This window comes from Streptomyces sp. NPDC048002, assembly GCF_040653275.1.
Lineage (GTDB): Bacteria > Actinomycetota > Actinomycetes > Streptomycetales > Streptomycetaceae > Streptomyces.
In genome coordinates this window covers 241,626-266,945 of the sequence record NZ_JBEZNL010000006.1, presented here as the reverse complement: position 1 = coordinate 266,945, position 25,320 = coordinate 241,626, and the positions used below count along the sequence as shown (strand labels likewise).

Annotated in this window: 19 protein-coding genes; 9 read left to right on the top strand and 10 right to left on the bottom strand. The window is 72.4% G+C overall.

Features of this window, described 5'->3' with window-relative positions:
- The first annotated feature begins 131 nt into the window (after positions 1-131).
- From AB0E07_RS11805 to AB0E07_RS11795, 3 genes are all read left to right on the top strand, one after another.
- Positions 132-779 (top strand): LysE family translocator, encoded by a 648-nt coding sequence (locus AB0E07_RS11805; RefSeq protein ID WP_362248908.1) that lies wholly within the window; start codon positions 132-134, stop codon positions 777-779.
- Between the two features lie 354 nt (positions 780-1,133).
- Complete coding sequence (locus AB0E07_RS11800) at positions 1,134-2,924, top strand: glycoside hydrolase family 3 protein (protein ID WP_362248906.1); 1,791 nt, start codon at positions 1,134-1,136, stop codon at positions 2,922-2,924.
- Positions 2,925-3,040: 116 nt separating this feature from the next.
- Entirely contained in the window at positions 3,041-3,664 is a 624-nt protein-coding gene (locus AB0E07_RS11795) for a hypothetical protein (RefSeq protein WP_362248903.1), read from the top strand.
- A 28-nt stretch (positions 3,665-3,692) separates the two neighbouring features.
- On the opposite strand, the gene AB0E07_RS11790 is transcribed toward AB0E07_RS11795, so the two are convergent.
- The 5 genes from AB0E07_RS11790 to AB0E07_RS11770 all read right to left on the bottom strand — a co-directional run bounded on the left by AB0E07_RS11790 (position 3,693) and on the right by AB0E07_RS11770 (position 11,352).
- A complete protein-coding gene (locus AB0E07_RS11790; RefSeq protein ID WP_362248900.1) occupies positions 3,693-5,114 on the bottom strand; it encodes a S28 family serine protease in 1,422 nt (473 codons plus the stop codon).
- Between the two features lie 101 nt (positions 5,115-5,215).
- Entirely contained in the window at positions 5,216-5,605 is a 390-nt protein-coding gene (locus tag AB0E07_RS11785; protein WP_362248897.1) for a hypothetical protein, read from the bottom strand.
- Positions 5,606-5,685: 80 nt separating this feature from the next.
- Positions 5,686-9,396, bottom strand: a complete 3,711-nt coding sequence (locus tag AB0E07_RS11780; RefSeq protein ID WP_362249085.1) for an ABC transporter ATP-binding protein — start codon at positions 9,394-9,396, stop codon at positions 5,686-5,688.
- A 70-nt stretch (positions 9,397-9,466) separates the two neighbouring features.
- Complete coding sequence (locus AB0E07_RS11775) at positions 9,467-10,093, bottom strand: response regulator transcription factor (protein WP_362248894.1); 627 nt, start codon at positions 10,091-10,093, stop codon at positions 9,467-9,469.
- On the bottom strand, positions 10,090-11,352 hold the full coding sequence (locus tag AB0E07_RS11770) for a sensor histidine kinase (RefSeq protein WP_362248892.1): 1,263 nt from the start codon (positions 11,350-11,352) through the stop codon (positions 10,090-10,092). Before AB0E07_RS11770 ends, AB0E07_RS11775 begins: the two co-directional genes overlap by 4 nt.
- Before the next feature lie 201 nt (positions 11,353-11,553).
- On the opposite strand from AB0E07_RS11770, the gene AB0E07_RS11765 reads away from it, so the two are divergent.
- Positions 11,554-12,105 (top strand): heme-binding protein, encoded by a 552-nt coding sequence (locus tag AB0E07_RS11765; protein ID WP_362248889.1) that lies wholly within the window; start codon positions 11,554-11,556, stop codon positions 12,103-12,105.
- A 139-nt stretch (positions 12,106-12,244) separates the two neighbouring features.
- Here AB0E07_RS11765 and AB0E07_RS11760 read toward each other — a convergent pair whose 3' ends face one another.
- Positions 12,245-13,087 carry a serine hydrolase gene (locus AB0E07_RS11760; protein WP_362248886.1) on the bottom strand — a complete coding sequence of 281 codons (843 nt, stop codon included), beginning with the start codon at positions 13,085-13,087 and terminating at the stop codon, positions 12,245-12,247.
- Between the two features lie 144 nt (positions 13,088-13,231).
- Between AB0E07_RS11760 and AB0E07_RS11755 the strand changes: the two genes are divergently transcribed.
- Positions 13,232-15,550 (top strand): glycosyltransferase family 39 protein, encoded by a 2,319-nt coding sequence (locus AB0E07_RS11755; protein ID WP_362248884.1) that lies wholly within the window; start codon positions 13,232-13,234, stop codon positions 15,548-15,550.
- Between the two features lie 198 nt (positions 15,551-15,748).
- A complete protein-coding gene (locus AB0E07_RS11750; protein ID WP_362249081.1) occupies positions 15,749-16,552 on the top strand; it encodes an endonuclease in 804 nt (267 codons plus the stop codon).
- A 30-nt stretch (positions 16,553-16,582) separates the two neighbouring features.
- On the opposite strand, the gene AB0E07_RS11745 is transcribed toward AB0E07_RS11750, so the two are convergent.
- Positions 16,583-17,542: a helix-turn-helix domain-containing protein gene (locus AB0E07_RS11745; RefSeq protein ID WP_362248881.1), complete on the bottom strand. Its 960-nt coding sequence runs from the start codon at positions 17,540-17,542 to the stop codon at positions 16,583-16,585.
- Between the two features lie 325 nt (positions 17,543-17,867).
- Here AB0E07_RS11745 and AB0E07_RS11740 point away from each other — a divergent pair, with 325 nt between their 5' ends.
- Together AB0E07_RS11740 and AB0E07_RS11735 are read left to right on the top strand one after the other, a co-directional pair.
- Positions 17,868-18,761, top strand: coding sequence for a hypothetical protein (locus tag AB0E07_RS11740; RefSeq protein ID WP_362248878.1), 894 nt, complete (start codon positions 17,868-17,870; stop codon positions 18,759-18,761).
- Positions 18,762-18,850: 89 nt separating this feature from the next.
- Positions 18,851-19,300 carry a hypothetical protein gene (locus AB0E07_RS11735; RefSeq protein WP_362248875.1) on the top strand — a complete coding sequence of 150 codons (450 nt, stop codon included), beginning with the start codon at positions 18,851-18,853 and terminating at the stop codon, positions 19,298-19,300.
- A 69-nt stretch (positions 19,301-19,369) separates the two neighbouring features.
- Here the strand turns inward: AB0E07_RS11735 and AB0E07_RS11730 are convergent, their stop codons facing one another.
- From AB0E07_RS11730 to AB0E07_RS11720, 3 genes are read right to left on the bottom strand one after another with little or no spacing between them, the layout of a single operon-like run.
- On the bottom strand, positions 19,370-21,058 hold the full coding sequence (locus AB0E07_RS11730; protein WP_362248872.1) for a thiamine pyrophosphate-binding protein: 1,689 nt from the start codon (positions 21,056-21,058) through the stop codon (positions 19,370-19,372).
- Positions 21,055-22,023, bottom strand: coding sequence for an agmatinase (gene speB, locus AB0E07_RS11725; RefSeq protein WP_362248869.1), 969 nt, complete (start codon positions 22,021-22,023; stop codon positions 21,055-21,057). Before speB ends, AB0E07_RS11730 begins: the two co-directional genes overlap by 4 nt.
- Before the next feature lie 54 nt (positions 22,024-22,077).
- Positions 22,078-23,544, bottom strand: coding sequence for a sodium:solute symporter (locus tag AB0E07_RS11720; protein WP_362248866.1), 1,467 nt, complete (start codon positions 23,542-23,544; stop codon positions 22,078-22,080).
- Positions 23,545-23,731: 187 nt separating this feature from the next.
- Between AB0E07_RS11720 and AB0E07_RS11715 the strand changes: the two genes are divergently transcribed.
- Positions 23,732-25,312: a PucR family transcriptional regulator ligand-binding domain-containing protein gene (locus AB0E07_RS11715; protein ID WP_362248863.1), complete on the top strand. Its 1,581-nt coding sequence runs from the start codon at positions 23,732-23,734 to the stop codon at positions 25,310-25,312.
- Positions 25,313-25,320: the final 8 nt, after the last annotated feature.

Below are 25,320 nucleotides of genomic sequence, written 5' to 3'. Positions count from 1 at the left end.
GACCACCCAACCACAGAATTGCACCGAGAGCAATATCGTCATTGCATCGAGGCAATATCCCTCCCTAGACTCGGTGCATTGCCAGACGGCGCGGCACGTGCGCGGAAGCGGCACGGGAAGAGGGGGACTCCATGGTCACGGCGAGCGGAGTGCTCGGGGTGTTCGTCATCGCCCTGGGCATGGTCCTCACCCCCGGTCCGAACATGCTGTACCTCGTCTCCCGCAGCATCACCCAGGGCAGACGCGCCGGGGTGATCTCGCTCGGCGGGGTCGCCGTCGGCTTCCTCGTCTACCTGACGGCGGCCAACCTGGGCCTGTCGGTGGTCTTCTACGCGGTGCCGGAGCTGTACGTCGCGGTGAAGCTGGCCGGCGCCTGCTATCTCGGGTGGCTCGCGTGGCAGGCGCTCAAACCCGGCGGGATCTCGGTGTTCGCGCCGAAGGAGGTGCCGCACGACCCGCCGCGCAGGCTGTTCACGATGGGCCTGGTGACCAATCTGCTCAACCCGAAGATCGCCATCATGTACCTGTCGCTGATACCCCAGTTCATCGATCCGGGGGCGGGACACGTCCTGTTCCAGGGGCTGTTGCTGGGGTCGGTGCAGATCGTGACGGCCGTGACGGTCAACCTGTGCATCGTGCTCGCCGCGGGCACCGTCGCGGTCTTCCTCGCCCGTCGTCCCGGCTGGCTGCGGGCGCAGCGCTATGTGATGGGCACGGTGCTCGGCGGGCTCGCGGTGTCCCTCGCGGTGGACACCTCCGGCCCCGCGCGGGCGGGCTGACGGTGTCGCAGCCGTCCCGCCCGGCCCGGCCGTACCAACTTCGGCGGATCGGCGCCGCGGCGGGAACCCGCCCCCGACGCCCGGCGTCCAAGCGGCACGCTGTCGGAGAGTCACCTCGGTGCGGTGTCGGCCTCGCTGCTGGCTGCGAACGCCGACCACCCCTCTCCGCCGTACCGCGGCCGACAGCTCTCCGCCATCGGCGCGCCCCCCTCCAACTGCGCCGATGGCGGACCCCTTTCCGGGGCGCGGCCCCGGCCCGCGTTCCTGTGCGTTCCCTTGACTGGCAGAAACTTCCCGGATATTGGTGGCTCCTCGGAAGTTTCCTTCAGCGGATCAACTCCGGAAGGAGCGCACGTGCCCTCCAGACGCACCGTCCTCGCCGCAACGGCGGGAGTCGCCGCGACTCTCGCCCTGAGCGGCACCGCCCACGCGCACGACAAGAAACTCCGCTCCCTCGTCTCCCGCATGACGCTTGAGGAGAAGGTCGGCCAGCTCTTCGTGATGCGGGTCTACGGCCACTCGGCGACCGCCCCCGACCAGGCCGACATCGACGCCAACCTCAAGGAGATCGGCGTCCGCACCGCGGCCGAGCTGATCTCCCGGTACCGCGTCGGCGGCATCATCTACTTCGCCTGGGCGCACAACACCCGCGACCCGCACCAGATCGCCGACCTCTCCAACGGCATCCAGAAGTCGTCCCTGGACCTGCCGCGCGGGCTCCCCGTGCTGATCTCCACCGACCAGGAGCACGGCATAGTCGCGCGCGTGGGAAAGCCCGCCACCCTCTTCCCCGGCGCCATGGCGATCGGCGCGGGCGGCTCGCGCACCGACGCGCGCACCCTCGGCCGGATCGCCGGCCGGGAGCTGCGGGCGCTCGGCATCCGCCAGGACTACGCGCCGGTGGCCGACGTGAACGTCAACCCGGCCAACCCCGTCATCGGCGTACGCTCCTTCGGCGCCGACCCGGCGGCGGTGTCCCGGCTGGCCGCCGCCGAGGTCACCGGCTACCAGCGGTCCTCGGTCGCGGCGACCGCCAAGCACTTCCCCGGGCACGGCGACACGGCCGTCGACAGCCACTACGGCTTCCCGGTCATCACCCACACCCGGGCCCAGTGGGACGAGCTGGACGCGCCCCCGTTCCGGGCGGCGATCGAGGCGGGCATCGACTCGATCATGACCGCGCACCTCATGGTCCCGGCGCTCGACGACTCCGGCGACCCGGCCACCCTCTCCCACCCGATCCTCACCGGCATCCTCCGCGAGGAACTGGGCTACGACGGCGTCGTGGTCACCGACTCCCTCGGCATGGAGGGCGTGCGCACCAAGTACGGCGACGACCGGGTCCCGGTACTGGCGCTGAAGGCGGGCGTGGACCAGCTGCTCAACCCGCCGAACCTGGACCTCGCCTGGAACGCGGTGCTGACGGCGGTGCGGGACGGGGAGCTGACGGAGGACCGGCTCGACGAGTCGGTCCTGCGGGTGCTGCGGCTGAAGGCGAAGCTGGGTCTCTTCGGCGACCCCTACGTCAGCCACCGCGGCGTGGACCGCACGGTGGGCGTGGAGGACCATCTGGAGGCGGCCGACCGCATCGCCGAGCGGACGACGACCCTGCTGGTCAACGAGGGCGGCCTGCTGCCCCTGTCGGCGGAGGACACCCCGAGGATCCTGGTGGTCGGCGCCGACCCGGCCTCCCCCTCGGGCTCCACGGGCCCCCCGACGGGCGTCCTGGCGGCGGCGCTCACCGAACTCGGGTTCACCGCGACCGCGCTGTCCACGGGAACGGCGCCGTCGGCCACCACCATCGCGCGGGCGGTGGCGGCGGCCGGGGACGCGGACGCGGTGGTGGTCGGCACGTACAACGTGACCGCGAGCAGCAGTCAGCGGACGCTGGTGGCGGAGCTGCTGGCGACGGGCAGGCCGGTGGTGGCGGTCGCCGTCCGCAACCCCTACGACGTCGCCCAGCTGCCCGCGGTCCGCGCCTACCTGGCCTCGTACTCCTGGACCGACGTCGAACTGCGGGCGGCGGCCCGGGTGATCGCCGGTGCGGTGCGGCCCTCCGGCCGGCTCCCGGTGCCGGTGCAGCGGGCGGACGATCCGGCCCAGGTGCTGTATCCGCTGGGGCACGGGCTGAGGTATCCGGCGTAGCGGCGCTACGCCTCCACCCCGGCGCACCACCCCCAAGAGGCGCAAAGCGCCCCGTATGTCTGGCGTGCGCCCGCCGCGGCGGGCCACGCTGGACCGGGGGAACCGGGGGGAGCGCGATGCGTGGGAGACATGCCGTGGGGGCGGCCGTGCTGGCGGCGGTCCTGGTGGCCGGGTGCCAGTCGGAGGACACCCCCGGGACGGAGACGGGCACGGGCGGGCCGGTGTCCGCGTCACCGAGCGCGAGCCCGCCCTCGGGCTACGGCCGGGAGTTCCTCGGGGTGGACGAGTGCAGTTCGTTCGGGACGACCAGCTTCACCGAGGTGGCCTGCGCCGGTGAACGGGCCGCGGCCCGGGTGGTGGCCCGCTTCGACGGGGCGGTCGGCGACGGCCCGCCCTGTCCCGCGACGACCGACTTCGTCCTGCACATCAGCGAGCAGAGCCCCTCGGACGAGGACGGCGACGGCGCGGTCCCGCAGGGCTACGCCTGTATGCGCAACCTCAGCGCCCCGCACCCCGGCGACCCGGGCGCCGGCGGCGGCCCCCGCACGATCGTCGGCGACTGCGTCTACGACTCCGGCGGCCGGCAGGTCCGCGAGACGTCCTGCGACGGCGAGTCGGAGAAGAAGCCGGAGTACAAGGTGGTGAAGGCGGTCGGGAAACGGAAGGACTGCCCCGCCTCGACGGCCCTGTACGTGCAGCTCGGCGGCGAACGGCCGGTGGGGTGCGCCCGGCCGGTGTGAGCGGCCGGGCGCGTCGAGCGGTCACGCCCTACGGGCGCAGGGTCCGCTCCACCGTGCGCTTGTCGAGCTTCGCGTCGAACGTGGCCAGCGGCTTCGCCGAGGCCGGGTCCGCCTGGACCGAGGCGGGGGCGACGCCCGCCCACTGGAGGATCTTCGCCGTGGCGAGGGCCTTCTCGTCCTCCACCAGACCCGCCACCCGGGCCCCGTGGTTGGCGCCCGGCGCGGTGAAGACGTACGAGTCACGGGCGCCCTTGCCGAGGCGGAAGGGTTCCGCGCCCCAGGGGTCGTTCTCGCCGTAGACGAACAGCATGCGGTTCGCGTGGTGGCGGACCCAGCTGTCGACGTCCCGCATGGCGCCCGGCTCGAACCTCATCGGGATGGAGCGCGGGACGAAGTACCGCGGCGGCAGGTAGCCGTAGCGGACGTAGCGCTTCTCGATGTGCGGGAAGACGATCGTCGGCGCGCCGAGCTGGGTGCCCGCCTGGTAGTAGTACGGCGTGTACGGCTCCAGGCCCTGGTCGGTGTAGAAGCTGAAGCCGGCGATCGTGTCGATGGAGGTCCAGATCTCGTCGTCGGTCGCGTTCTTCGCGTCCGCCGGGATCGTCCCGCAGTCCTCCAGCAGGCTGTACTGCCAGAAGCCCCACACGTAGTCGAGCACCGTCGCCTCGTAGGCCTTGTCCAGGCTGCCGACGGTGTCGAAGGTGTAGCCGTTCTCGGCCGCGTAGGCGGCGTACCGCTGCTCCAGCGGCTCCCGGCGGACCAGCGCCTCGCGCTGCACACCGTTGAGGCGGTCGCGGCACTCCTCGGTGCCGACGTTGGCGAAGAACTCGTCGTACGCCGAGTCCTCCTTGTTCACCACGTCGTTGGGGGCGACGTAGGCGACCACGCCGTCCATGTCGCGCGGGTAGAAGCGCTCGTAGTAGGTGGCGGTCATGCCGCCCTTCGAGCCGCCCGTGGAGAGCCACTTCTTGTCGTACAGCGGCTTGAGGGCCTTGAAGATGCGGTGCTGGTCGCTGGCGGCCTGCCAGATGTCCAGCTTCGTCCAGTCGGCCGGGGCCGGGCGGGACGGCGTGAAGTAGCGGTACTCCATGGAGATCTGGTTGCCGTCCACGATCTGGGTCGGCTCGCGCCGGCTCGGGGTCGTGGAGACGTTGTAGCCGCCGGTGTAGAACACCGTCGGCCGGCTGACGTCCTTGTGCAGCACGGTGATCCGCTGCTGGAACGTGCCCTTGGACGGGCGCCGGTGGTCCACCGGCTGCGTGTAGTTGAGAACGAAGAAGCGGTAACCGGTGTACGGCTTCTCCTCGATCAGGCTCATGCCCGGGATCGCGAGCAGCCGGTCCTTGATGTCGGCGGTGGCCTCCGGCTGGGCGGCGGTGGCCGCCCCGGCCGTGCTCAACGTGCCTATCAGCACCGTGAGCGCCAGCAGCCATCTGAGCGCTTTGCGCATGCACCCTCCCCTGTGAGTCAGATGTGCGCCCGGAAGCTATCGGAGCAACTGACGATCACACCAGAGGAGTTGACGACAAACCCGTTAAGGATCCGGCCGGATCAGCACAGAATCCAGCCGGAGGCGACCGAACCGCGGCCCACCCTGCCGGTCACCTTCACACAGCGGTGCCCCGCGTACACCGCCACGGTGAGCGTCTTGCGCCGGTGTTTGCCCTGGTAGGACACCGGACGGTGGCCGCGCGCCTGCACGCTGACCCCCATGGTCCGGCGCGGGCCGGCCCGCTCGGCGAGGGTGAACGCGCACACCGTGCCCCCGCTCCGGTACACCTGTACCGATCCCGTGGAGAAGGGCACCGTGCGGACCTTGCGCCCCGGGCACGAGGTGCCCGCCGCCATCGCCTCGCCCGGCGCCGCGACGGCCAGCAGTCCGGACGCGGCCAGCACGGCCAGGCCCGCCCCCAGCCGTCGGCGTATCGCACCACTGTCCACAGCTCGTCCTCCCCGTACCCCGGCGATGAGCGTACTGGTGTACGGACGCCGGACGTATGCCGGACGGTTGCGCGCCGGGATCAGACCGGCTCGACCCCGACGGGTTCGCCGACGAAGGTCCGCCACAGCGCCGCGTACCGTCCGTCCAGGGCCAGCAGTTCCTCGTGGGTGCCGTCCTCGGCGACCCGGCCGTGGTCCATCAGCACCACCCGGTCCGCGCGGGCGGCCGTGCTCAGCCGGTGGGCGACCACCAGCGTCGTACGGCGGCCCGCCAGCCGGTCGGTCGCCTGGTTGACCAGCGCCTCGGTGGCCAGGTCCAGGGCGGCCGTCGCCTCGTCGAGCAGCAGGACGTCGGGGTCGACCAGCTCGGCGCGGGCCAGCGCGATCAGCTGCCGCTGGCCGGCCGAGAGGTTGCGGCCCCGCTCGGCCACCTCGTGGAGGTAGCCGCCGTCGAGGGTCGCGATCATCTCGTGGGCGCCCACCGCGCGGGCCGCCGCCTCCACCTCGGCGTCCGTCGCGGCGGGACGGCCGTAGGCGATGGCGTCGCGGACGGTGCCCTGGAAGAGGTACGCCTCCTGCGGGACGACCCCCAGCCGGTGCCGGTAGGAGGTCATGTCCAGGGCGCGCAGATCGGTGCCGTCGACGGTGACCCGGCCCTCGGTCGGGTCGTAGAACCGGGCGACCAGCTTGACCAGGGTGGACTTTCCGGCGCCGGTCTCACCGACGAAGGCGACCGTCTGCCCGGCCGGGATGCGCAGGTCGACGTCGGTGAGCGCCTCCTCGGCGGTGCCGTAGGCGAAGCGCACGTTCTCGAAGGCGATCTCGCCGCGCAGGGAGAGCACGTCGAGCGGTTCGTCGGCGGACCGGGTGGAGGTCGGCTCGCGCAGCAGTTCCTGGATGCGGCCGAGCGAGACGGTCGCCTGCTGGTAGCCGTCGAAGACCTGGGAGAGCTGCTGGACGGGGGCGAAGAACAGGTCGATGTAGAGCAGGTACGCCACCAGCGCGCCGGTCGTCAGCGTCGCCTCGTCGATCCGGCCGCCGCCCACGATCAGCACCGCCGCGACCGCCACCGACGACAGGAACTGCACGAAGGGGAAGTACACGGAGATCAGCCACTGGCCGCGGATACGGGCCTGCCGGTAGCTGTCGCTGCGCTCGGCGAACCGGGCGCCGCCGTCCCGCTCGCGCCGGAACGCCTGCACGATCCGCAGTCCGGAGACCGACTCCTGGAGGTCGGCGTTGACCACCGACACCCGCTCGCGGGCCAGCTCGTACGCCTTCACGCTCGCCCGGCGGAAGTAGTAGGTGGCGAGGATCAGCGGCGGCAGCGTCGCGAAGACGACCAGGGCCAGCTCCAGGTCGATCACCAGCAGGGCGCCCATGATGCCGAAGAAGGTGACGACCGAGACGAACGCGGTGACCAGGCCGGTCTGGAGGAACGTCGACAGGGCGTCGACGTCCGTGGTCATCCGGGTCATGATCCGGCCGGTCAGCTCGCGCTCGTAGTAGTCGAGCCCGAGCCGCTGGAGCTGGGCGAAGATCTTCAGGCGCAGCGCGTACAGCACCCGCTCACCGGTGCGCCCGGTCATCAGGGTCTCGCCGACCTGCGCCGCCCACTGCACGCTCACCGCGAGCAGCGCCAGCAGGGTGGCCACCCAGACCGCGCCGAGGGCCAGCTCGGAGACCCCGCTGTCGATGCCGTGCCGGATCAGCACCGGCAGCAGCAGGCCGGTGCCCGCGTCCACGGCGACCAGCGCGAGGCTGATCAGCAGGGGCCGCCCGAAACCGCGCAGCAGGCGGCGCAGACCGTAGGAGTCCTCCGGGGTGACCGCGCGGACCTCGTCCACCTCGGGGACGTCGGTGGCCGGGGGCAGCGCCTCGACCTGGGCGAGCAGCTCCGGGGTGGCGGGGGCACCCTCCGTGGCGGTGTCGCGCGGGGTGCGCTCGCCCGCCCACAGACGGGGGGTGATCCCGCGTTCGGCGTCGAACTCGGCGTCCAGTTCCGCCCGCACCGAGGTGTCCTCGTCGGGGACGGCGGGCGGGGTGTGGCCGGGCGAGACGCCGCCCAGTTCGTCGGGGTCGGTGAGCAGCTTGCGGTAGAGGGCGGAGCGCTCCTGGAGCTCCTCGTGGGTGCCGAGGTCGGCGAGCCGGCCGCCGTCGAGGACGGCGATGCGGTCGGCGAGGTTCAGGGTGGAGCGGCGGTGCGCGATGAGCAGGGTGGTGCGGCCCTCCATGACCTGGGCGAGTGCCTCGTGGATCTCGTGCTCCACGCGGGCGTCCACGGCGGAGGTGGCGTCGTCCAGGACCAGCAGCCGGGGGTCGGTGAGGAGGGCGCGGGCGAGCGCGACGCGCTGGCGCTGGCCGCCGGAGAGGGTCAGGCCGTGCTCGCCGACCTTGGTGTCGTAGCCCTCGGGCAGCTCGGCGATGAAGCGGTCCGCCTGGGCGGCGCGAGCGGCCTGCTCGATCTGCTCCTCGGTGGCGTCGGGGCGGCCGTAGGCGATGTTGGCGCGGACGGTGTCGGAGAAGAGGAAGGAGTCCTCGGGGACCAGTCCGATCGCGGCGCGCAACGAGTCCTGGGTCAGCTCGCGGACGTCGTGGCCGCCGATCAGGACGGCGCCGCGGGTCACGTCGTAGAAGCGCGGCAGCAGCAGGGAGACGGTGGACTTGCCGGAGCCGGAGGAGCCGACGACGGCGAGGGTCTCGCCGGGGCGGATCTCGAAGCTGAGGCCGTTCAGCACCAGGCCCTCGGCGCCGCCGTAGCCGAAGGAGACGTCGTCGAACTCGACGGTGGCGGGCGCGTCGGCGGGCAGTTCCTTGGTGCCGTCCCGCATGGACGGCTCGGTGTCGATCAGCTCCAGGACGCGTTCGGTGCCGGCGCGGGCCTGCTGGGCGACGGTCAGGACCACGGCGAGCATCCGGACCGGGCCGACGAGCTGCGCGAGGTAGGTGGAGAAGGCGACGAAGGTGCCGAGGGTGATGTGGCCGCGCACGGCGAGCCAGCCGCCGAGGGCGAGCATGGCGACCTGGCCGAGGGCGGGGACGGCCTGGAGCGCCGGGGTGTACTTGGAGTTGAACCGGATGGTGCGCAGCCGCCCGGCGAACAGGCGCCGGCCGACGTCCCTGAGCTTGCCGGTCTCCTGCTCCTCCTGCCCGAAGCCCTTGACCACCCGGACCCCGCTGACGGCGCCGTCGACCACTCCGGCGACGGCCGCGGCCTGGGCCTGCGCGTACCAAGTGGCGGGGTGGAGCCGGGAGCGGCTGCGCCGGGCGATCCACCACAGGGCGGGCGCGACGGCGAGCGCCACCGCGGTCAGCGGCAGCGACAGCCAGGCCATGACGACCAGCGAGACGAAGAAGAGGGCGAAGTTCCCGATGGTCATCGGGAGCATGAACAGCAGGCCCTGGATCAGCTGGAGGTCGCTGGTCGCGCGTCCCACGACCTGCCCGGTGGACAGCTCGTCCTGGCGCCGCCCGTCGAGCCGGGTGAGGGTGCCGTACATGTCGGTGCGCAGGTCGTGCTGGACGTCGAGGGCGAGCCGGCCGCCGTAGTAGCGCCGGACGTAGGTGAGGAAGTAGACGAGGACGGCGGAGGCGATCAGCAGACCCGCCCACAGCGCCATGCCGCGAGTCTTGTCACCGATCACGTCGTCGATGATCACCTTGGTGATCAGCGGGACGAGGGCCATCAGGGCCATGCCGGCCAGCGAGGACCCCAGGGCGAGGACGACGTCCTTCGGGTAGCGCCAGGCGTACCCCCACAGTCTCCGCGCCCAACCCTGCCGCTCCACCACGCCCCGGCTCCCCGTCTGATCGTCCACGACAAGCCCCAACGTGTCCGGCCCCGGATTTCATCCCGTCGGCTCAGGACAGCAGCCGCTGCTCCTTCGCCACCGCGACCGCGCCCGCCCGGGTGTCGACGCCGAGCTTGTCGTAGATCCGGCCCAGGTGGGTCTTGACCGTGGCCTCGCTGATGAACAGGGCCTTGGCGATCTCCCGGTTGCCCAGGCCCTGGGAGAGCCGGCCGAGGATCTCCCGCTCGCGGTCGGTCAGGGCGGGCCGCGGGTTGCGCAGATTGGCCATGACCCGGCCCGCCACCGGCGCCGAGAGGGTGGTGCGGCCCTCGGCCGCGGCGTGGATCGCGGCGAACAGCTCGTCCGGCCGTTCCGCCTTGAGCAGATAGCCGGTGGCGCCCGCCTCGATGGCCCGGGTGATGTCGGCGTCGGTGTCGTAGGTGGTGAGCACCAGCACGTGCGGGCCGCCGCCCGGCGCCGAGGTCAGCCGGCGGGTGGTCTCCACGCCGTCGATGCCCGCGCCGAGCTGGAGGTCCATCAGCACCACGTCCGGGGTGAGCTTCGCGGCGAGCGCGAGGGCCTCCTCGCCGGTGCCCGCCTCGCCGACGACCTCGATGCCCCGGGCGCTGTCGAGGAGGGCGAGCAGTCCGGCGCGGACGACGGCGTGGTCGTCGCAGAGCAGGATGCGGACGGTCATGGCGTGGGCTCCAGGGGGATCGCGGCGGACAGGACGGTGCCCTCGCCGGGCGCCGACTCCACGGTGAGGGTGCCGCCGAGCTGGCGGACCCGGGCGCGGATGGCGGGCAGCCCGTGGCCGCGCACCCCGGACGGGTCGGCGGACGGGTCACCTGACCGGGCCCCGGGGTCGAATCCGCGGCCGTCGTCGGCGACGTCCAGGACGGCCTGGTCGTCGAGGAGGGTGAGGGTCAGCGCGGCGGCGGTGGCCCCGGAGTGCTCCCGTACGTTGGCCAGCGCGCCCTGCGCGATGCGCAGCAGCGCCGACTGGACGCGGTCGGGGAGCAGCTCCGGGGCGCGGCCGCCGGCGTCCACGTGGACGCGGACGGTGAGGGTGTCGCCGGACTCGCGGGCGGCGAGCCTGCGCAGCGCCTCGCCGAGTCCGCCGCCGCCCGCCAGGTCGGCGGGGGCGAGGTCGTGCACGAAGCGGCGGGCCTCGGTGAGGTTGTGCTCGGCGACCGTCTCGGCGGTGCGGACGTGGGCGCGTGCTTTGTCCGGGTCCGACGCCCAGACCCGCTCGGCGGCCTGAAGCAGCATCTGCTGGCTGGACAGGCCCTGGGCGAGGGTGTCGTGGATCTCCATCGCCAGGCGCTGGCGCTCGGCGAGGGTGCCCGCGCGGCGCTCGGTGGCGGCCAGTTCCCGGCGGGTGCGGACCAGGTCGTCGATGAGGGCGCGCTGGCGGGCCGCCTGATGGCGCAGGTGCACGAAGATCGCGGTGGCGAAGCCGGCGACGGCGGCCGGGCCGACCACCAGGTCGAGGTCGAAGCGGGGGGCGAGCTGGAGCTGGGCGCCGATCACGAACGCCGTCAACACGGTGACCAGGACGTACGCGACGGTCGGCGGGAGGTGGCGCAGGGCGGCGTAGAAGAGGGGGACGGCGACCCAGGCGAAGCTCGGCGCGAGGGCGACCAGGACGCCCCACACGGCGACCACGCTGCCGAGCCAGAGCAGGCGGGGCGGGGCGGGCCAGCCGGGGTCCGTGTCCCGCGCACCGGGCCGGTCGCCGAAGCGGCCCAGCACGTACAGCACGGCCAGTACGGCGGCCAGCGCGATCACCCAGGGGGCGCGGGGCTCGCCGCCGTGGCGCTGGAGGTAGCGGGCCATGGCGGTGGCGAGGAGGACGAGGAAGGTGGCGTGCAGGACCGCGGCGAGCCGACGGGCGTCGGGGTCGCCGGGGGCGGCCCGCGTGGCCGCGGGGTCCTGCCGTGGTGTCCGCTGCACGCCCGGACCGCCTTCCTGAACTGGACAAACACCTCCAGTGTCCCCTCCGGTGCGGGTGGCCGGGGTCAACCGTTCGGATGACCCCCGGGTCAGCCGTTCCGTCGGCCGCGAGGAGCCGGAACGCCGACGGGCCGGCACCGGTTGCGGGCCCAGGCTGGAGAGCGGAAGCAGAAACCGCATCGGATCCAGGAGTTGCCGACCATGAAGAAGTTCTCCCGGCGTGCCCGTGTCGCCACCGGCGGCGTCGTCCTCGCGACCGTGGCCGCCGGCACCGTCGGTGCCGTCTCCGCCGGCGCCTCGGAGCCCGCCGCCGCGCAGGGCCGGCCCGCTGCCGTGAAGCCCTCGGACACCGTCACCTCCACCCACCTGTCGGTCGCGGCGGCCACCGAGGCCGCCGAGGCCGTCCTGGACGCGGCGAGGAAGGAGAACCAGCGGGTCTCGGTCGCCGTCGTCGACCGCAACGGGAACACCCTGGTCACCCTGCGCGGCGACGGCGCCGGTCCGCAGTCCTACGAGTCCGCGGTCCGCAAGGGCTTCACCGCGGTCTCCTGGAACGCGCCCACCTCCGTGCTGGCCGAGCGCCTGGAGCAGACCCCGAACCTGAAGGACATCCCGGGCACCCTGTTCCTCGCCGGCGGCGCCCCGGTGACGTCCGGCAACGCCCCGATCGCGGGCATCGGCGTGGCGGGCGCCCCGTCCGGCACGCTGGACGAGAAGTTCGCCCGGGCGGGCGTCGCGGCCCTGACCCGCTGAACCCCTCCCCATCCGGGCGCCCCACCGGGGCGCCCGGATCCGCCCCCGGACACGGGGTGACCGGGTCCGCCCGAACACGGGGTGACCGGGGAACGCCCTCGGGGATCGCGGTGCTGGACCGCTGAGACCCTTCACGGCGTCAACTCGCGGCCAGATCCCGGTGGATGACCTTGGCGACGCCCTGGATGGTCGAGATGCCGTAGTTCATGGTGCTGTTGCCGTGGGTGAGCACCGTGATCATGTAGTCGTGCCCGTTGCCCTTGAAGGTGCCGACGCTGTGCACCCGCCAGCCGTGCGTGGCGCGCTCCAGCCAGCCGTTCTTGACGTGCGGGAGGACACCCGAGGGCGTGCCGTACGGGGTGCCCCAGCGCTGGGAGGAGACCACGTCGCCCATCAGCTTGCGGACGTACCAGCGGGAGTCGTCGGTGAGCACCGTGTTCTTCGCGGTGAGCAGCTTCATCAGCTTCTGCTCGTCGGTGACGGTGATCTGGGTCAGGCCCCAGTAGCCGTTGGCGCCGGGCTTGGTCTGGGTCATCCCGGCCGCGGTGAGGAAGTTCTTCACCTTGGTCACGCCGAGCTGGGCCCACAGGGTGGACGTGGAGGCGTTGTCCGACTTGGTGATCATCGCGGTGGCGAGGGACTTCTCCCGGCTGGTCAGGGAGCGGCCGGTCTTCTGCGCGTCCCACAGCAGCGTCGCCAGCACGGTCACCTTGACCACGCTGGCCGAGTCGAAGGCGGTGGAGGAGCGCAGGGTGCAGGTGGTCTTGGTGGACCGGTCGTAGAGGCCCACGGCGACGGTGCCCTTGCGGGTGGCCAGCGCGGCGGTGATGTCCTTCTTCAGCTTGTCGGCGAGCCCGGCCACACCCGACGTACAGCTGACGGTGGGCGTGGTCGCGGCCGTGGCGGGGGTCACGGCGGCCACGGAGGCGACGAGCACACCTCCGGCCACCCATCGGGCCCGTCTGGATATTCGGTGAGTCATGCCCTGGTGACTCACTCGTCCGGGCGAATGGTTGTAGCCGTTGACGAATGGTTGTACGAGTCGTTACCCGCCCCTTGGCCCCTTCACAGCAGGACGCCAGGTACGGCACAGCCCGCGCCCACCCTCGCCGCGCAGGCTGCACAGGTGACATCTGCCACCGATCCGCACCCCGACGCCCAGACCCTCTCCCCCGAGGCCCCGCCACCGGACCCGGCGGCGGCGCCCGAAACGGTGAGGGCGCCCCGCTGGTCGCTTCCCGCCCTGCTGGCGATCCTGGCGCTCGCGGCGGCGCTGTACTCCTGGAACCTGTCCGGCTCGAACCTCAACAGCTTCTACAGCGCGGCCGTGCTCAGCGGTACGCAGAGCTGGAAGGCGTGGTTCTTCGGCTCGCTGGACGCGGGGAACTTCCTCACCGTCGACAAGCCGCCCTTCGCGCTGATGGTGATGGGGCTGTCCTGCCGGCTCCTCGGCTTCGGCACCTGGCAGATGATGCTGCCGATGATCCTCGTGGCGCTGGCCTCGATCTGGATCGTGCACTCCTCCGTGAAGCGGGTGTGGGGCCACGGAGCGGCGGCGGTCGCCGCGCTGGTCCTCGCCCTCACCCCGATCACGGTCGCCATCAACCGGGACAACAACCCCGACACGCTGCTGGTGTTCCTGATGACGGCGGGCGCCGCGCTCGCCCTGCGGGCCGCGCGTGACGGCCGGCTGCTGCCGCTGCTCGGCTCCGCCGCCTGCTTCGGGTTCGCCTTCAACACCAAGATGCTCCAGGGCTGGATCCCGCTTCCGGTGGTCTTCGCGGTCTACCTGTACGCGGCCCGGCCCACGCTGGTGAAGCGGCTGGTCAACCTCGCCCTCGCGGCCGTGGTCCTGGCCGTCTCCAGCTTCTGGTGGGCGGCGGCCGTGTCGCTGGTCCCGGCCGGTGAACGGCCCTACGTCGGCGGGTCCACGGACGGCAGCGCCTGGGATCTGATCATGGGCTACAACGGCCTCGGCCGGATCTTCGGCGGCGACGGCAACGGCGGAGGCGGAGGCGGGGGCGGCGGCTTCTCCGGGACGGCCGGGATCGGGCGGCTCTTCAACGACATCCTCGGCGGCCAGATCTCCTGGCTGCTCCCCTTCGCCGCCCTGGCCTGCGTCGGCGGCCTGATCCTGTGCGGCCGCGCCCCGCGCACCGACATGACCCGGGCCGCGCTGGTGATGTGGGGCGGGTGGACCGGCCTGCACTATCTGACCTTCGCCATGGCCGAGGGCACCATGCACCCCTATTACACGACCGCGCTCGCCCCCGGGATCGCGGCGCTGTGCGGGGGCGGCGGCGTCATGCTGTGGCGGGCTTTCCGCACGGACCGGCGCTGGGTGTGGGTGCTCCCGGCGGGCCTGGTCGTCACGGCCGTCTGGGCGGCGGTGCTGCTGCGGCGCGCCTCCGGCTGGAACACCTGGCTGTGGCCGACGGTCCTGGTGGTCATGGCGCTGGCGGTGACCGGTCTGCTGGTCTTCCGGTCCGGCCACCGGGCGCGGCTGCTGGCGGCCTCGGTCGCCGCGGCGGTCGTCGCGTCGGTGGCGGGGCCCGCGGCCTACTCCTGGTCGGTGCCGTCCGGTTCCGGCGGCGGGATGGGCGGCACCAATCCGACGGCCGGTCCCACGACCGGGAGCGGCGGGTTCGGTGGCGGTGGCGGCGGTATGGGCGGCGGCTTCCCCGGAGGTGGGGGCGGTGGCAACACCGGGGGCGGACCCGGGCAGGGCGGCCAGGCGGACGGCCAGGCGAGCGGCCAGGCGGACGGTCAGGCGGACGGCCAGGCGGACGGCCAGGCGGACGAGGGCGGCTTCCCCGGCGGCGGGCAGCAGCCTCCGGGCGGCGGGAACGGCGAGATGCCGGACGGCGGCGGCCAGATGGGCGGCACGCCTCCCGGCGGCACGGGCTCGCAGGACGGCGCGGGTGCGGGCGACGGTGCCGCCGAGGGTGGCGGCGCGCCGGGCGGCGGGCGTACCGGCGGCGGCATGGGCGGAGGCGGCATGGGCGGCGGGGTCGACGCCGAGCTGATCTCGTACCTCAAGAAGCATCAGGACGGGGCGACTTGGCTGCTCGCGGTGTCGAGTTCGCAGAGCGCGGCGCAGCTCATCATGAGCAGCGGCGAGCCGGTGATCTCCATGTGGGGCTGGTCGGGCAGCGACAAGGCGATGACCCTGGCCCGGCTCAAGGAGCTGGTGAAGAACGGCGAACTGCACTACATCCAGCTCGGCGGTCAGGGCATGGGCGGCGGACCGGGCGGCGGCTCCGACCTGAGTTCCGAGGTCACGGAGTGGGTGCAGCAGCACGGCACAGCGGTGAAGGAGAGTGAGTACAGCGGGAGTTCGGCGTCGGACTCGACCTCGGACTCCACCTCCGACTCGACCTCGGACTCCTCCTCCGGCTCGACCACCTCCACGATCTACCGTCTGGACCCCTCGGACCTCGACTGACGGACCGTCCGGACGACCGAAGGCCCCCGACCCACCCGGGTCGGGGGCCTTCTCCGCGTGTCAACTCGCGTAGACAACGGGCGATTTGCCGTTTCCGGTCACCGGATGGACACGTGGATTCCATTTACACCGCCGCATGTCCATGTCACTCTCCCTGGTGCCGCCTCCATTCAACCCGCGTAGATGGGACCCCCGCTTATGCTGGCGACACCGATAGGCCGCTGGAAGTCGGTGGCACTCACCACCGCCGCCGTCCTGGTCGGCCTGACCGTACCCGCGCTCACCGCGTCCCCCGCCGCGGCGACGACCACCGCGTACGACAGCACGTACTACAAGAACGCGATCGGCAAGTCCGGTACCAGCCTCAAGAGTGCGCTGCACACGATCATCAGCCCGCAGACCAAGATCTCGTACTCCGCGGTCTGGGAAGCGCTGAAGGTCACCGACCAGGACCCCAACAACAGCAGCAACGTCGTCCTGCTCTACTCGGGCATCTCCCGCAGCAAGTCGCTCAACGGGGGCAGCACCGGCAACTGGAACCGTGAGCACGTGTGGGCCCAGTCCCACGGCGACTTCGGCACCTCGGCCGGCCCCGGCACCGACCTGCACCATCTGCGTCCCGAGGACGTCCAGGTCAACTCCACCCGCGGCAACAAGGACTTCGACAACGGCGGCAGCTCGTTCACCAACAGCGGCGGCAGCCTCACCGACTCCAACTCCTTCGAGCCGCGCGACGCGGTCAAGGGCGACGTCGCCCGCATGATCCTCTACATGGCCGTCCGCTACGAGGGCGACGACGGCTGGCCGAACCTGGAGCCGAACGACGCCGTCACCAACGGCAGCGTCCCGTACCACGGCCGCCTCTCCGTGCTGAAGGCATGGAACGACGAGGACCCGCCGGACGCCTTCGAGGAGCGCCGCAACCAGCTCATCTACACCACCTACCAGGGCAACCGGAACCCGTTCATCGACCACCCGGAGTGGGTCGAGGCGATCTGGTAGCACGTCTCCGGACCAGGGCTGAACTCCCCGTCATCGGCTGGGGAGTTCAGTCCGAGCCCGGTGATGCTGCTCGCGCCACGCCCGCGGCGAGAGACCGTACGCCTCCTTGAACACCTTGCTGAAGTGCGTCGCGTCGACGAAGCCCCAGCTCCGCCCGATCCCCGCGACGGTCCTCAGCCTGCCGTTGGGTCCCGCCAACTCCCTTCTGCACTCGGCCAGTCGGTGCGCGCGGATCCAGGCTCCGAGGCTGATGCCCGCCTCGGCCAGCACGCTGTAGAGGTGGCGTACCGAGATACCGTGCGCGGCGGCGATCCGCGCGGCCGACAGGCCCGGATCGGCGAGGTGCGCCCGCGCGTACTGGGTGATCCGCAGACTGAGCGGCACCTCCGCCGGAGCCGCCCGGACGTGCCCGGACGCTCCGGGCCGCGAGGTCATGACGGCCCGGAGGAGTTCCAGACTGGGATCCACGATCGTCGAGGACTCCGCCACGTCGTGCAGTTCCTCGCTGACGGCCAACTGGGCGAAGTACGTGAAGGCAAGCCGCGCGACGGCGTTGTCGGGGCCGAGCGGGATGGCCGCGATGTCCCGCAGCACCCTTCCCGGCACGGCGAGCGCCGCACGCGGAACGCGGAACGCGCAGTAGTCGACCCCCGCGGCGAAGTGGAGCGTGTACGGGGCGTTCGACTCGTGGACCACGAGGTGACCCGGCGGGACCAGGGCCTGCCGGCCGTGCTGAGTCACCAGGTTGGTCCCCCTCAACTGGAGCCCGACGAACACGGCGGGTTCGTCGTCGTCCTGCCGGGCCAGCCGTTCCGTACGACGGAACGTCACCGGGGTCGCCTTCGCGGAGCAGAACCTGATGGGCCCCAGCGCGCTGAGCCTCATCCGTCCGGAGATCTTCCCCGGCGGGGCGTGGTGGTCGATGTCGACCCGGGAGAAGGAACCCCATAAGGCGTGGCGGATGATCTCCTCACGTTCCCGCGTCGGCATGGCCGAGGCATCCAGCACGGCCTTCCCGCCAGCCGCTCCCCCCACAGGCCACCTCTCCCCCACAGATGGTTCACATGTTCGGCGGAGTACAGGATGAGGCGGGCGCCGTCCGGGCGCAAGGCCGAATCCGCCGGCCCGGCGCCCGGAGGACGGCCTGCACAACTGGCCAAGATCGGCGCACGCACGACAAAGTCGGCCCCGCCCCACGCCCCTAATCTCCTCCGTGAAGCCGCAGCCGAACCGCAGTCCCGGCGCTCGATCGCGGCCGTTTCCGAACTCACTGTGGAATTCGCCGCGTTGGACCGAGGGGAAGGGTGCGCCCACCATGCGAGGCAGGACGTCCCTTCTCCTCTCGACCGTGTTCCTCATGTGCCTGACCGCCGGCTGTGCGGCCGGGAGCGGGGAACGGCCGGACGCTGCGGGCCCGAGCACCCCGCCGAGGGATCTGACCCTCGCGGAGGAGGTCGAGATCGACCGCGCCGAGGACGTCCTGGTCCGCCGGTGCATGCAGCGCCAGGGCTTCCGCTACTGGCCGGGCCCGGTGGCGGGGGTCGACGAACGCAAGGCGGGCCGATACGTCGTGGACGACGTCGGCTGGGCCCGCCGGTACGGCTACGGCCGGCCGTTCGACGTCGCGGCGGAGGAGGACCGCCGCAGCCACCCCAACATCACGTACCCGAACGCCCTGCCCCAGGAGCGGCGCATCCGCTACTCCCTGGCACTGGACGGGGACTTCGACGACACCATCACCGTCGACCTGCCGTCCGGAGGTTCGGTCCGCACACCGCGCACCGGCTGCCACGCGGAAGCGCGCGAGCGCTTGTACGGCGACCACGCGGCCTGGTTCCGGGCCGCGAAGACCGTCACCTCCCTGACGCCTCTGTACGTCCCCCGGATCCTTGAGGACGAGCGTCTGGTGACCGCGTCGGACGCGTGGGCGCGCTGCATGAAGAAGGCGGGAAAGCCGTTCCGGAGCCCGGACGAGATACGCGCGCGGCGAGACGGCCTGGTCCGGGGAATGAGCGAGCGGGAAGCCCAGCGGGCGGAAGTCGCACTGGCCGTCACGGAGGCCGAATGCGCCCGGAGGACATCACTGGGAGAAACCGCGCGCTCCCTGGAGAAGGAGTACCGGGCGAAGGCGCTCAAGAAGTACGCCGCGGAGTTCACCGCCTACCGGGCGATGCGGATGACCGCGCTCACCCGGGCCAGGAGCCTCTGAATCCGGCTCCCCCGCCCCACCCCAGACTTCCGTGACCTGACGGCCACGGAACCTTCCCGATCCCGACAGAGAACCGAGGAGTCCCGCCCATGAGGAAGATCCCCGCCGCCCTGACCGTCCTGGCCACGGCCGCGCTCGGAGTGGTCGTCCCCGCGTCCGCCGCCCAGGCCGCCGCGACCTGCTCCGACAACTACTCGGCCGCCGTCGCCGGCTACATGTACGCCTACGACTACACCTACTGCGAAGGAGGACTGGGCCGGGCCGAGGGCAACGACTCAAACTGGGGGGACAGCGGCGGCAGCTTCCAGGGCGGCGACACCAACAAGGCGACGTCCATCCTGAACAAGGGCAACAACTACGAGGTCCAGTTCTTCAACGGTACGGGCACCTGGACCGGCGGCCACATCTGCCTGTCCCGCAACGAGGCGTACGCCTCCGACCTCACCAACGACTACTTCACCAGCGGTGTCCTGGTGAACAACGCCATCAGCTCGCACCGCTGGGTGAGCGCCGGCACCTGCGACAAGTGGGCGGTCTGACCCTCCGTCACGGTGGTTGACCTCCCTGGCCGATGAGGGAGGTCAACCGCTCCGGACGGTCACCGGCGCTCAGGCGTCGAGATGCGTCGGCGCGAACATCCTCAGGAGCGCCGGGAGTACGACCACCGAAGGTCCGGGGGACGCGAGTGCCTTCGTCAGGTCCGCCTCCAGGGTCTCCGGTGAGGTCCGAAGACCCGGGACCCCGAAGGACTCGGCGAGGGCCACGTAGTCCGGGCGGGTCAGTTCGGTCGCCGTGGCCTGGCCGAAGGCGTCCGTCATGTACTCGCGCAGGATGCCGTAGCCGCCGTCGTCGACGATCAGCCAGGTGACGTTCAGGTCGTACTGGCGGGCCGTCGCCAGCTCCGCGATCGAGTAGAGCGCGCCGCCGTCGCCGGAGACCGCCAGTACCGGGCGGGTCGGGTCAGCCGCGGCCGCGCCGAGCGCCGCCGGGAAGCCGTAGCCGAGGCCGCCCGCGCCCTGCGCGGAGTGCATGTGGTTGGGGCCCTGGGCGTCGAAGGCGGACCAGGCCCAGTAGGCCAGGATCGTCATGTCCCAGAAGGAGGGCGAGTCGGCGGGCAGGGCCTTGCGGACCGAGGCCAGCACGTCCTGTTCCAGGGTGAGTTCCTGGGCGGCGATACGGGCGCGGACGCGGGACAGGACGTCCCTGACCCGGTCGGCGGCCGAGTCGTCCGTGCGCCGCGTCGCCGTCTCCAGCAGGGCCTGGAGCGCGAGGCGGGCGTCCGCGTGGATGCCGAGCGCGGGGTGGTTGGACTCCAGTTTGCCGAGGTCCGCCTCGATCTGGATGACCCGGCCGCGGGGCTTGAACGTGTGGTAGTTGGAGGAGAGTTCACCGAGCCCGGAGCCGACGACCAGCAGGACGTCGGCGTCCTCCAGGAAGTCGGTGGTGTGCCGGTCCTCGATCCAGGACTGGAGGGACAGCGGGTGCGTCCAGGGGAAGGCGCCCTTGCCGCCCGGGGTGGTGACCACCGGCGCCTGGAGCAGCTCGGCCAGCTGCCGCAGCTTGCGGCTCGCGTCGGCCCGGACCACTCCCCCGCCCGCGATGATCGCCGGGCGGGCGGCCCGGGACAGCAGATGGGCGGCGACCGCGGTCAGTTCCACGCGCGGCGCCAGTTCCTCCGGCGTGGCGTCGACGCCGGTCACCACCGGCAGCGCGGTCTCCGCGAGGAGGACGTCCTGCGGGATCTCCACCCACACCGGTCCGTGCGGCGCGGTCAGCGCCGACTTCCAGGCCGCCGCGATGGCGGAGGGGATCTGCGACGGGGTGCGGACGGTGTGCACGGACTTCACCACACCGCGGAACGAGGCCGCCTGGTCGGGGAGTTCGTGCAGATAGCCGTGGCGACCCCCGCCGAGGCCGGCCGTCGGGATCTGGCTGCTGACGGCGAGGACGGGGGCGGAGGCCGCCGCCGCCTCCTGGAGCGCGGCCAGCGAGGTCAGCGCGCCCGGACCGGTCGACAGCAGCAGCGGGGCCGCCTCACCGGTGATCCGGCCGTAGGCGTCGGCGGCGAAGCCGGCGTTGTTCTCCACCCGCAGGCCGACGTAGCGCAGGTCGGAGCGGCGCAGCGCGTCGAACATGCCGAGGGCGTGCTGGCCGGGCAGTCCGAAGACGGTCGTCGCGCCGAGCCCGGCCAGCGTCTCCACGACCAGGTCTCCGCCGTTGCGGCCGGGTGGAGGGTTGAGCGCGGCCTCCGTCTGGGCTGCGGTGGGGCGGAGCTCCAGGTCGTGGTCGTGAGTCACTTCGCGCGGGCCTCTGCAATCTGGCGGGACATGATCGTGGTGAGTTCGTACGCCGTGTGGGACGCGGCCACCGACGTGATCTCGGCGTGATCGTACGCGGGCGCCACCTCGACGACGTCGGCCGAGACCAGGTTGCAGGAGGCGAGTCCGCGCAGGATCTCCAGCAGTTCGCGGGAGGTCATGCCGCCCGCCTCGGGGGTGCCGGTGCCGGGCGCGTGCGCCGGGTCCAGGCAGTCGATGTCGATGGAGATGTACAGCGGGCGGTCGCCGATGCGCTGGCGCAGCTGGTCGGCGATCTCGTCGGCGCCCCGGCGGTAGACGTCGGCGGAGGTGACGATGCCGAAGCCCATCTTCTCGTCGTCGGTGAGGTCCTGCTTGCCGTAGAGCGGGCCGCGGGTGCCGACGTGGGAGAGGGCCGAGGTGTCGAGGATGCCCTCCTCCACCGCGCGCCGGAACGGGGTGCCGTGGGTGTACTCGGCGCCGAAGTAGGTGTCCCAGGTGTCGAGGTGGGCGTCGAAGTGGAGCAGGGCGACCGGGCCGTGCTTCCTGGCGACGCTCCTGAGCAGCGGCAGGGCGATGGTGTGGTCGCCGCCCAGGGTCATCAGCCGGGCGCCGGTGCCGAGCAGGTCGTCGGCCGCGGCCTCGACCGTCTCGACGGCCTCGTTGATGTTGAAGGGGTTCACCGCGATGTCGCCGCCGTCGGCGACCTGCGCGAGCGCGAACGGGGACGCGTCCTGCGCGGGGTTGTAGGGGCGCAGCAGCCGGGACGCCTCGCGGATCGCGTTGCCGCCGAAGCGGGCGCCCGGCCGGTACGAGACGCCCGAGTCGAAGGGCACCCCGACCACGGCGACGTCGGCGGTGCCGACCTCGTCCAGGCGGGGGAGCCGGGCGAAGGTCGCGGGACCGGCGTAGCGCGGGATGCGCGAGGAGTCGACGGGGCCGCGGGGCGTCTCGTTGCTGCTCATGGGGATATGCCTTCTTTCCTACGCTTCGTCGCGTATGTACATCTGGCTACGACTCTACTGGTGAGCCGGCACGGGTTCGGACACGAGTTCGGGGGCCCGTCCGGCGAGGCGCTCGCGCCAGGCGGCGAGGACGGCGGCGTCGGTGGGCTTCGTCATCAAGGAGACGGCGACGTAGGCGGCGAGGGAAGAGAGCAGGCCGTAGTAGACGGGTTCGTTGGCCAGGATTCCGTAGGCCGCCATCAGGCCGACGACGGCGAGTCCGCCGACGATCACCGAGGCGAGCGCGCCCTGCGCGGTGCCGCGCTTCCACAGCAGGCCGCCGAGGATCGGGACCAGGAGGCCGCCGACGAGCAGGTTGTAGGCGACGGTGAGCGCCTCGACGACGTTGTTCAGGGCGATGGCCGTGACGACGACCGCGACGCCCATGACCAGGATGAAGACCCGGTTGCCCTTGACCTCGTCGTGCTCCTCGCCGGCGCCGGCGGGCCTCACGACGCCGCGCAGCCGCGACCAGATGTCGTTGTTGGCGACGGTGGCGCAGGCGATGAGCGCGCCGGAGGAGGTGGACATCACGGCGGCGAGGGCGGCGGCGAGCACCAGGCCGCGCACGCCCATGGGCAGTTCGTCCTTGACGATGGTCGCGAAGGCGTCGTCGGCGCTGGCGAGGTTCGGGTAGAGCACCTTGGCCGCGGTGCCGATCACGGCGCCCGCGAGGGCGTAGGCGAGGCAGTAGGTTCCGGCCACGGTGCCGCCCCACTTGGCGGTGCGGTCGCTGCGCGCGGTGAAGACGCGCTGCCAGATGTCCTGCCCGATGAGCATGCCGAAGGTGTAGATCAGCACGTAGGTGAAGATCGTCTCGCCGCCGATGCCCAGCGGGTCGAAGTACTCGGTGGGCAGCTGCGCCTTCATCTCGGCGAAGCCGCCGGCCTTGACCACGGCGATCGGCAGCAGCAGGAGCAGCACACCGATCGTCTTCACGACGAACTGCACCATGTCGGTGAGGGTGATCGACCACATGCCGCCGAGCGTGGAGTAGGCGACGACGATGGAGCCGCCGAGCACGATGGCGAGGGTGCGGTTCATGTCGAACAGGACGTCGAAGATCGTGGCGTAGGCGATCGTCGAGGTGACGGCGAGCATCAGGGTGTACGCCCACATCACCAGGCCGGAGATGACGCCCGCCCGGCCGCCGTAGCGCAGGTCGAGCATCTCGGAGACCGTGTAGACCTTCAGCCGGGCGATCCGCGCGGAGAAGAACACCGACAGGGCGAGCAGCCCGAGTCCGATGGTGAAGACCATCCAGGCGCCCGAGAGGCCGTACTGGTAGCCGAGGCCCACGCCGCCGATGGTGGACGCGCCGCCGAGCACGATCGCCGCCATGGTCCCGGAGTACATGGCCGGGCCGAGCCGGCGTCCGGCGACCAGGAACTCGCTCTTGGACTTGGCGCGGCGCATGCCCCACCAGCCCATGGCCAGCATGCCGGCCAGATAGACGACGATCACTGTGTAGTCGACGGCCATGCGGGGCCCTCCCTTGCGTGCGTACCGGTGGCGTGTCGTGCGGGTGGCGGAACACCGGCGGCGGTTCACGGGGACATCCGCCCGTACCCGTGGCTGCCGGTCCGGACCGACCCTAGGTGGCCGGAAAGCGACTGCGAAGTGTACGTTTCATCCACCCAGGCCCCACGGAGTGGAGGGAACGCACACCATGCCGGAGCCGGCCGTTCCGCCCACCCCGCCCGTACCGCTCTCGGCGCTGCTGGCCCGCGAGGACCTCGCGCTGCGGCAGATCGCGGGCCCGTCCGACCCGGACCCCGCGATCCACTGGGCGCACACCTCGGAGATGGCGGACCCCTACCCCTACCTGCTCGGCGGGGAGCTGCTGCTGACCGCGGGCGTGCACATCCCGGAGGCGGCCGGCTCGGGCACCTATTTCGACGACTACGTCTCCCGGATCGTCGCGGCGGGCGGCGCGGCCCTCGGCTTCGGGGTCGCGCCGGTCCACGACACGGTGCCGCGCGCCCTGGTCGCGGCCTGCGAGGCGTACGAGCTGCCGCTGCTGGAGGTGCCGCCCCGGACCACGTTCTCCGGGGTGGCGCGGGCGGTGTGGCAGCTGATGGCCCAGGCCCGGCTGGCCGAGCTGCGCCGGGTCACGGAGGCCCAGCGCAGCCTCGCGGCGGCGGCCTCCCGCCCGGACCCGGTGCCCTCGGTGCTGCGGCAGCTGGCCCAGCGGGTCGGGGGCTGGGCGGTGCTGTACGGCCCGGACGGGGGCGCGGTCACGGAGGCGGGGCGCGCGCCGGAGACCCGGGCCCGGGAGGCGCTGGCCGAGCTGGCGGGGGTGGTGCGGCCGGCGGGCACGGACCCCGCGGCGGCGGACGCCGAACGGCAGCGGCCGGCGCCGCTGTCCGCCGAGAGCCACGAACAGGGGCGCCCGGGGTCCCGGTCCGCCGAGGGCGACAGGCGGGGACGGACGACCCCCACGCCCGCCTCCGCCACGGACACGGTCGCCGAGACCCACCTGGCCGCCTACGCCCTCGGCCCCGGCCACGGCTTCGTCCTCGGGGTCGCCGCCCCGGGCCGGGACACCGGCGACCACACCATCGCCTCCGTCGCCGCCGTCCTGCTCTCCCTGCTCACCGGCGAGCAGCAGAGCGGCACCGGGGCGGCCCGTACCTCCGCGCTGGTACGGCTCCTGCTCGGCGCCGCGCCCGAGGACGTGGCCGCGCTGCTGGGCACCGACCCCTGGTTCGTCGTGCACGCCCGCCCGGACACCGGCACCGCACCCGACCCCGTGGCCGCCTCCGCGCTGGGCACCGCGCTGGGCTCCCCGCTGGTCGACCTCGCCCGGGACGCCGTACGGGTCCTGCTCCCGGCCGGCCGGGTCCCCGACCGGCAGCCCGGCTGGACCCTGGGCGTCAGCGACGCGGTCGCCCCCGCCGACTGGCCCGCCGCCGACACCCGCGCCGCCCGCGCGCTGGCCCGCGCCCGCGCCACCCGCGTCCCGCTGGTCCGCCACGGCAGCCGGCCCGGACTGACCGAACTCGTCCCGCCGGACGAGGCCGAGGCGCACTCCCGTGCCCTCCTCGCGCCGATCGCCGACTCCCCCGCGCTGCTGGAGACCCTGCGCACCTGGCTCTCCCTGCACGGCAGTTGGGACCGCAGCGCGATCGCCCTCGCGGTGCACCGCAACACCGTGCGGCAGCGCGTCGCCCGCTGCCAGGCCCTGCTCGACACCGACCTGGACGATCCGGACGTCCGCATGGAGCTGTGGTTCGCGCTGCGCGGGTGAGGGTCAGT

Bases quoted from the DNA above. Each gene is read 5' to 3' on its own strand.
- AB0E07_RS11805 (WP_362248908.1), top strand. From the start codon at position 132: ATGGTCACGGCGAGCGGAGTGCTCGGGGTGTTCGTCATCGCCCTGGGC.
- AB0E07_RS11795 (WP_362248903.1), top strand. From the start codon at position 3,041: ATGCGTGGGAGACATGCCGTGGGGGCGGCCGTGCTGGCGGCGGTCCTG.
- AB0E07_RS11790 (WP_362248900.1), bottom strand. From the start codon at position 5,114: ATGCGCAAAGCGCTCAGATGGCTGCTGGCGCTCACGGTGCTGATAGGC.
- AB0E07_RS11775 (WP_362248894.1), bottom strand. From the start codon at position 10,093: ATGACCGTCCGCATCCTGCTCTGCGACGACCACGCCGTCGTCCGCGCC.
- AB0E07_RS11765 (WP_362248889.1), top strand. From the start codon at position 11,554: ATGAAGAAGTTCTCCCGGCGTGCCCGTGTCGCCACCGGCGGCGTCGTC.
- AB0E07_RS11760 (WP_362248886.1), bottom strand. From the start codon at position 13,087: ATGACTCACCGAATATCCAGACGGGCCCGATGGGTGGCCGGAGGTGTG.
- AB0E07_RS11750 (WP_362249081.1), top strand. From the start codon at position 15,749: ATGCTGGCGACACCGATAGGCCGCTGGAAGTCGGTGGCACTCACCACC.
- AB0E07_RS11745 (WP_362248881.1), bottom strand. From the start codon at position 17,542: ATGCCGACGCGGGAACGTGAGGAGATCATCCGCCACGCCTTATGGGGT.
- AB0E07_RS11740 (WP_362248878.1), top strand. From the start codon at position 17,868: ATGCGAGGCAGGACGTCCCTTCTCCTCTCGACCGTGTTCCTCATGTGC.
- AB0E07_RS11735 (WP_362248875.1), top strand. From the start codon at position 18,851: ATGAGGAAGATCCCCGCCGCCCTGACCGTCCTGGCCACGGCCGCGCTC.
- speB (WP_362248869.1), bottom strand. From the start codon at position 22,023: ATGAGCAGCAACGAGACGCCCCGCGGCCCCGTCGACTCCTCGCGCATC.
- AB0E07_RS11720 (WP_362248866.1), bottom strand. From the start codon at position 23,544: ATGGCCGTCGACTACACAGTGATCGTCGTCTATCTGGCCGGCATGCTG.
- AB0E07_RS11715 (WP_362248863.1), top strand. From the start codon at position 23,732: ATGCCGGAGCCGGCCGTTCCGCCCACCCCGCCCGTACCGCTCTCGGCG.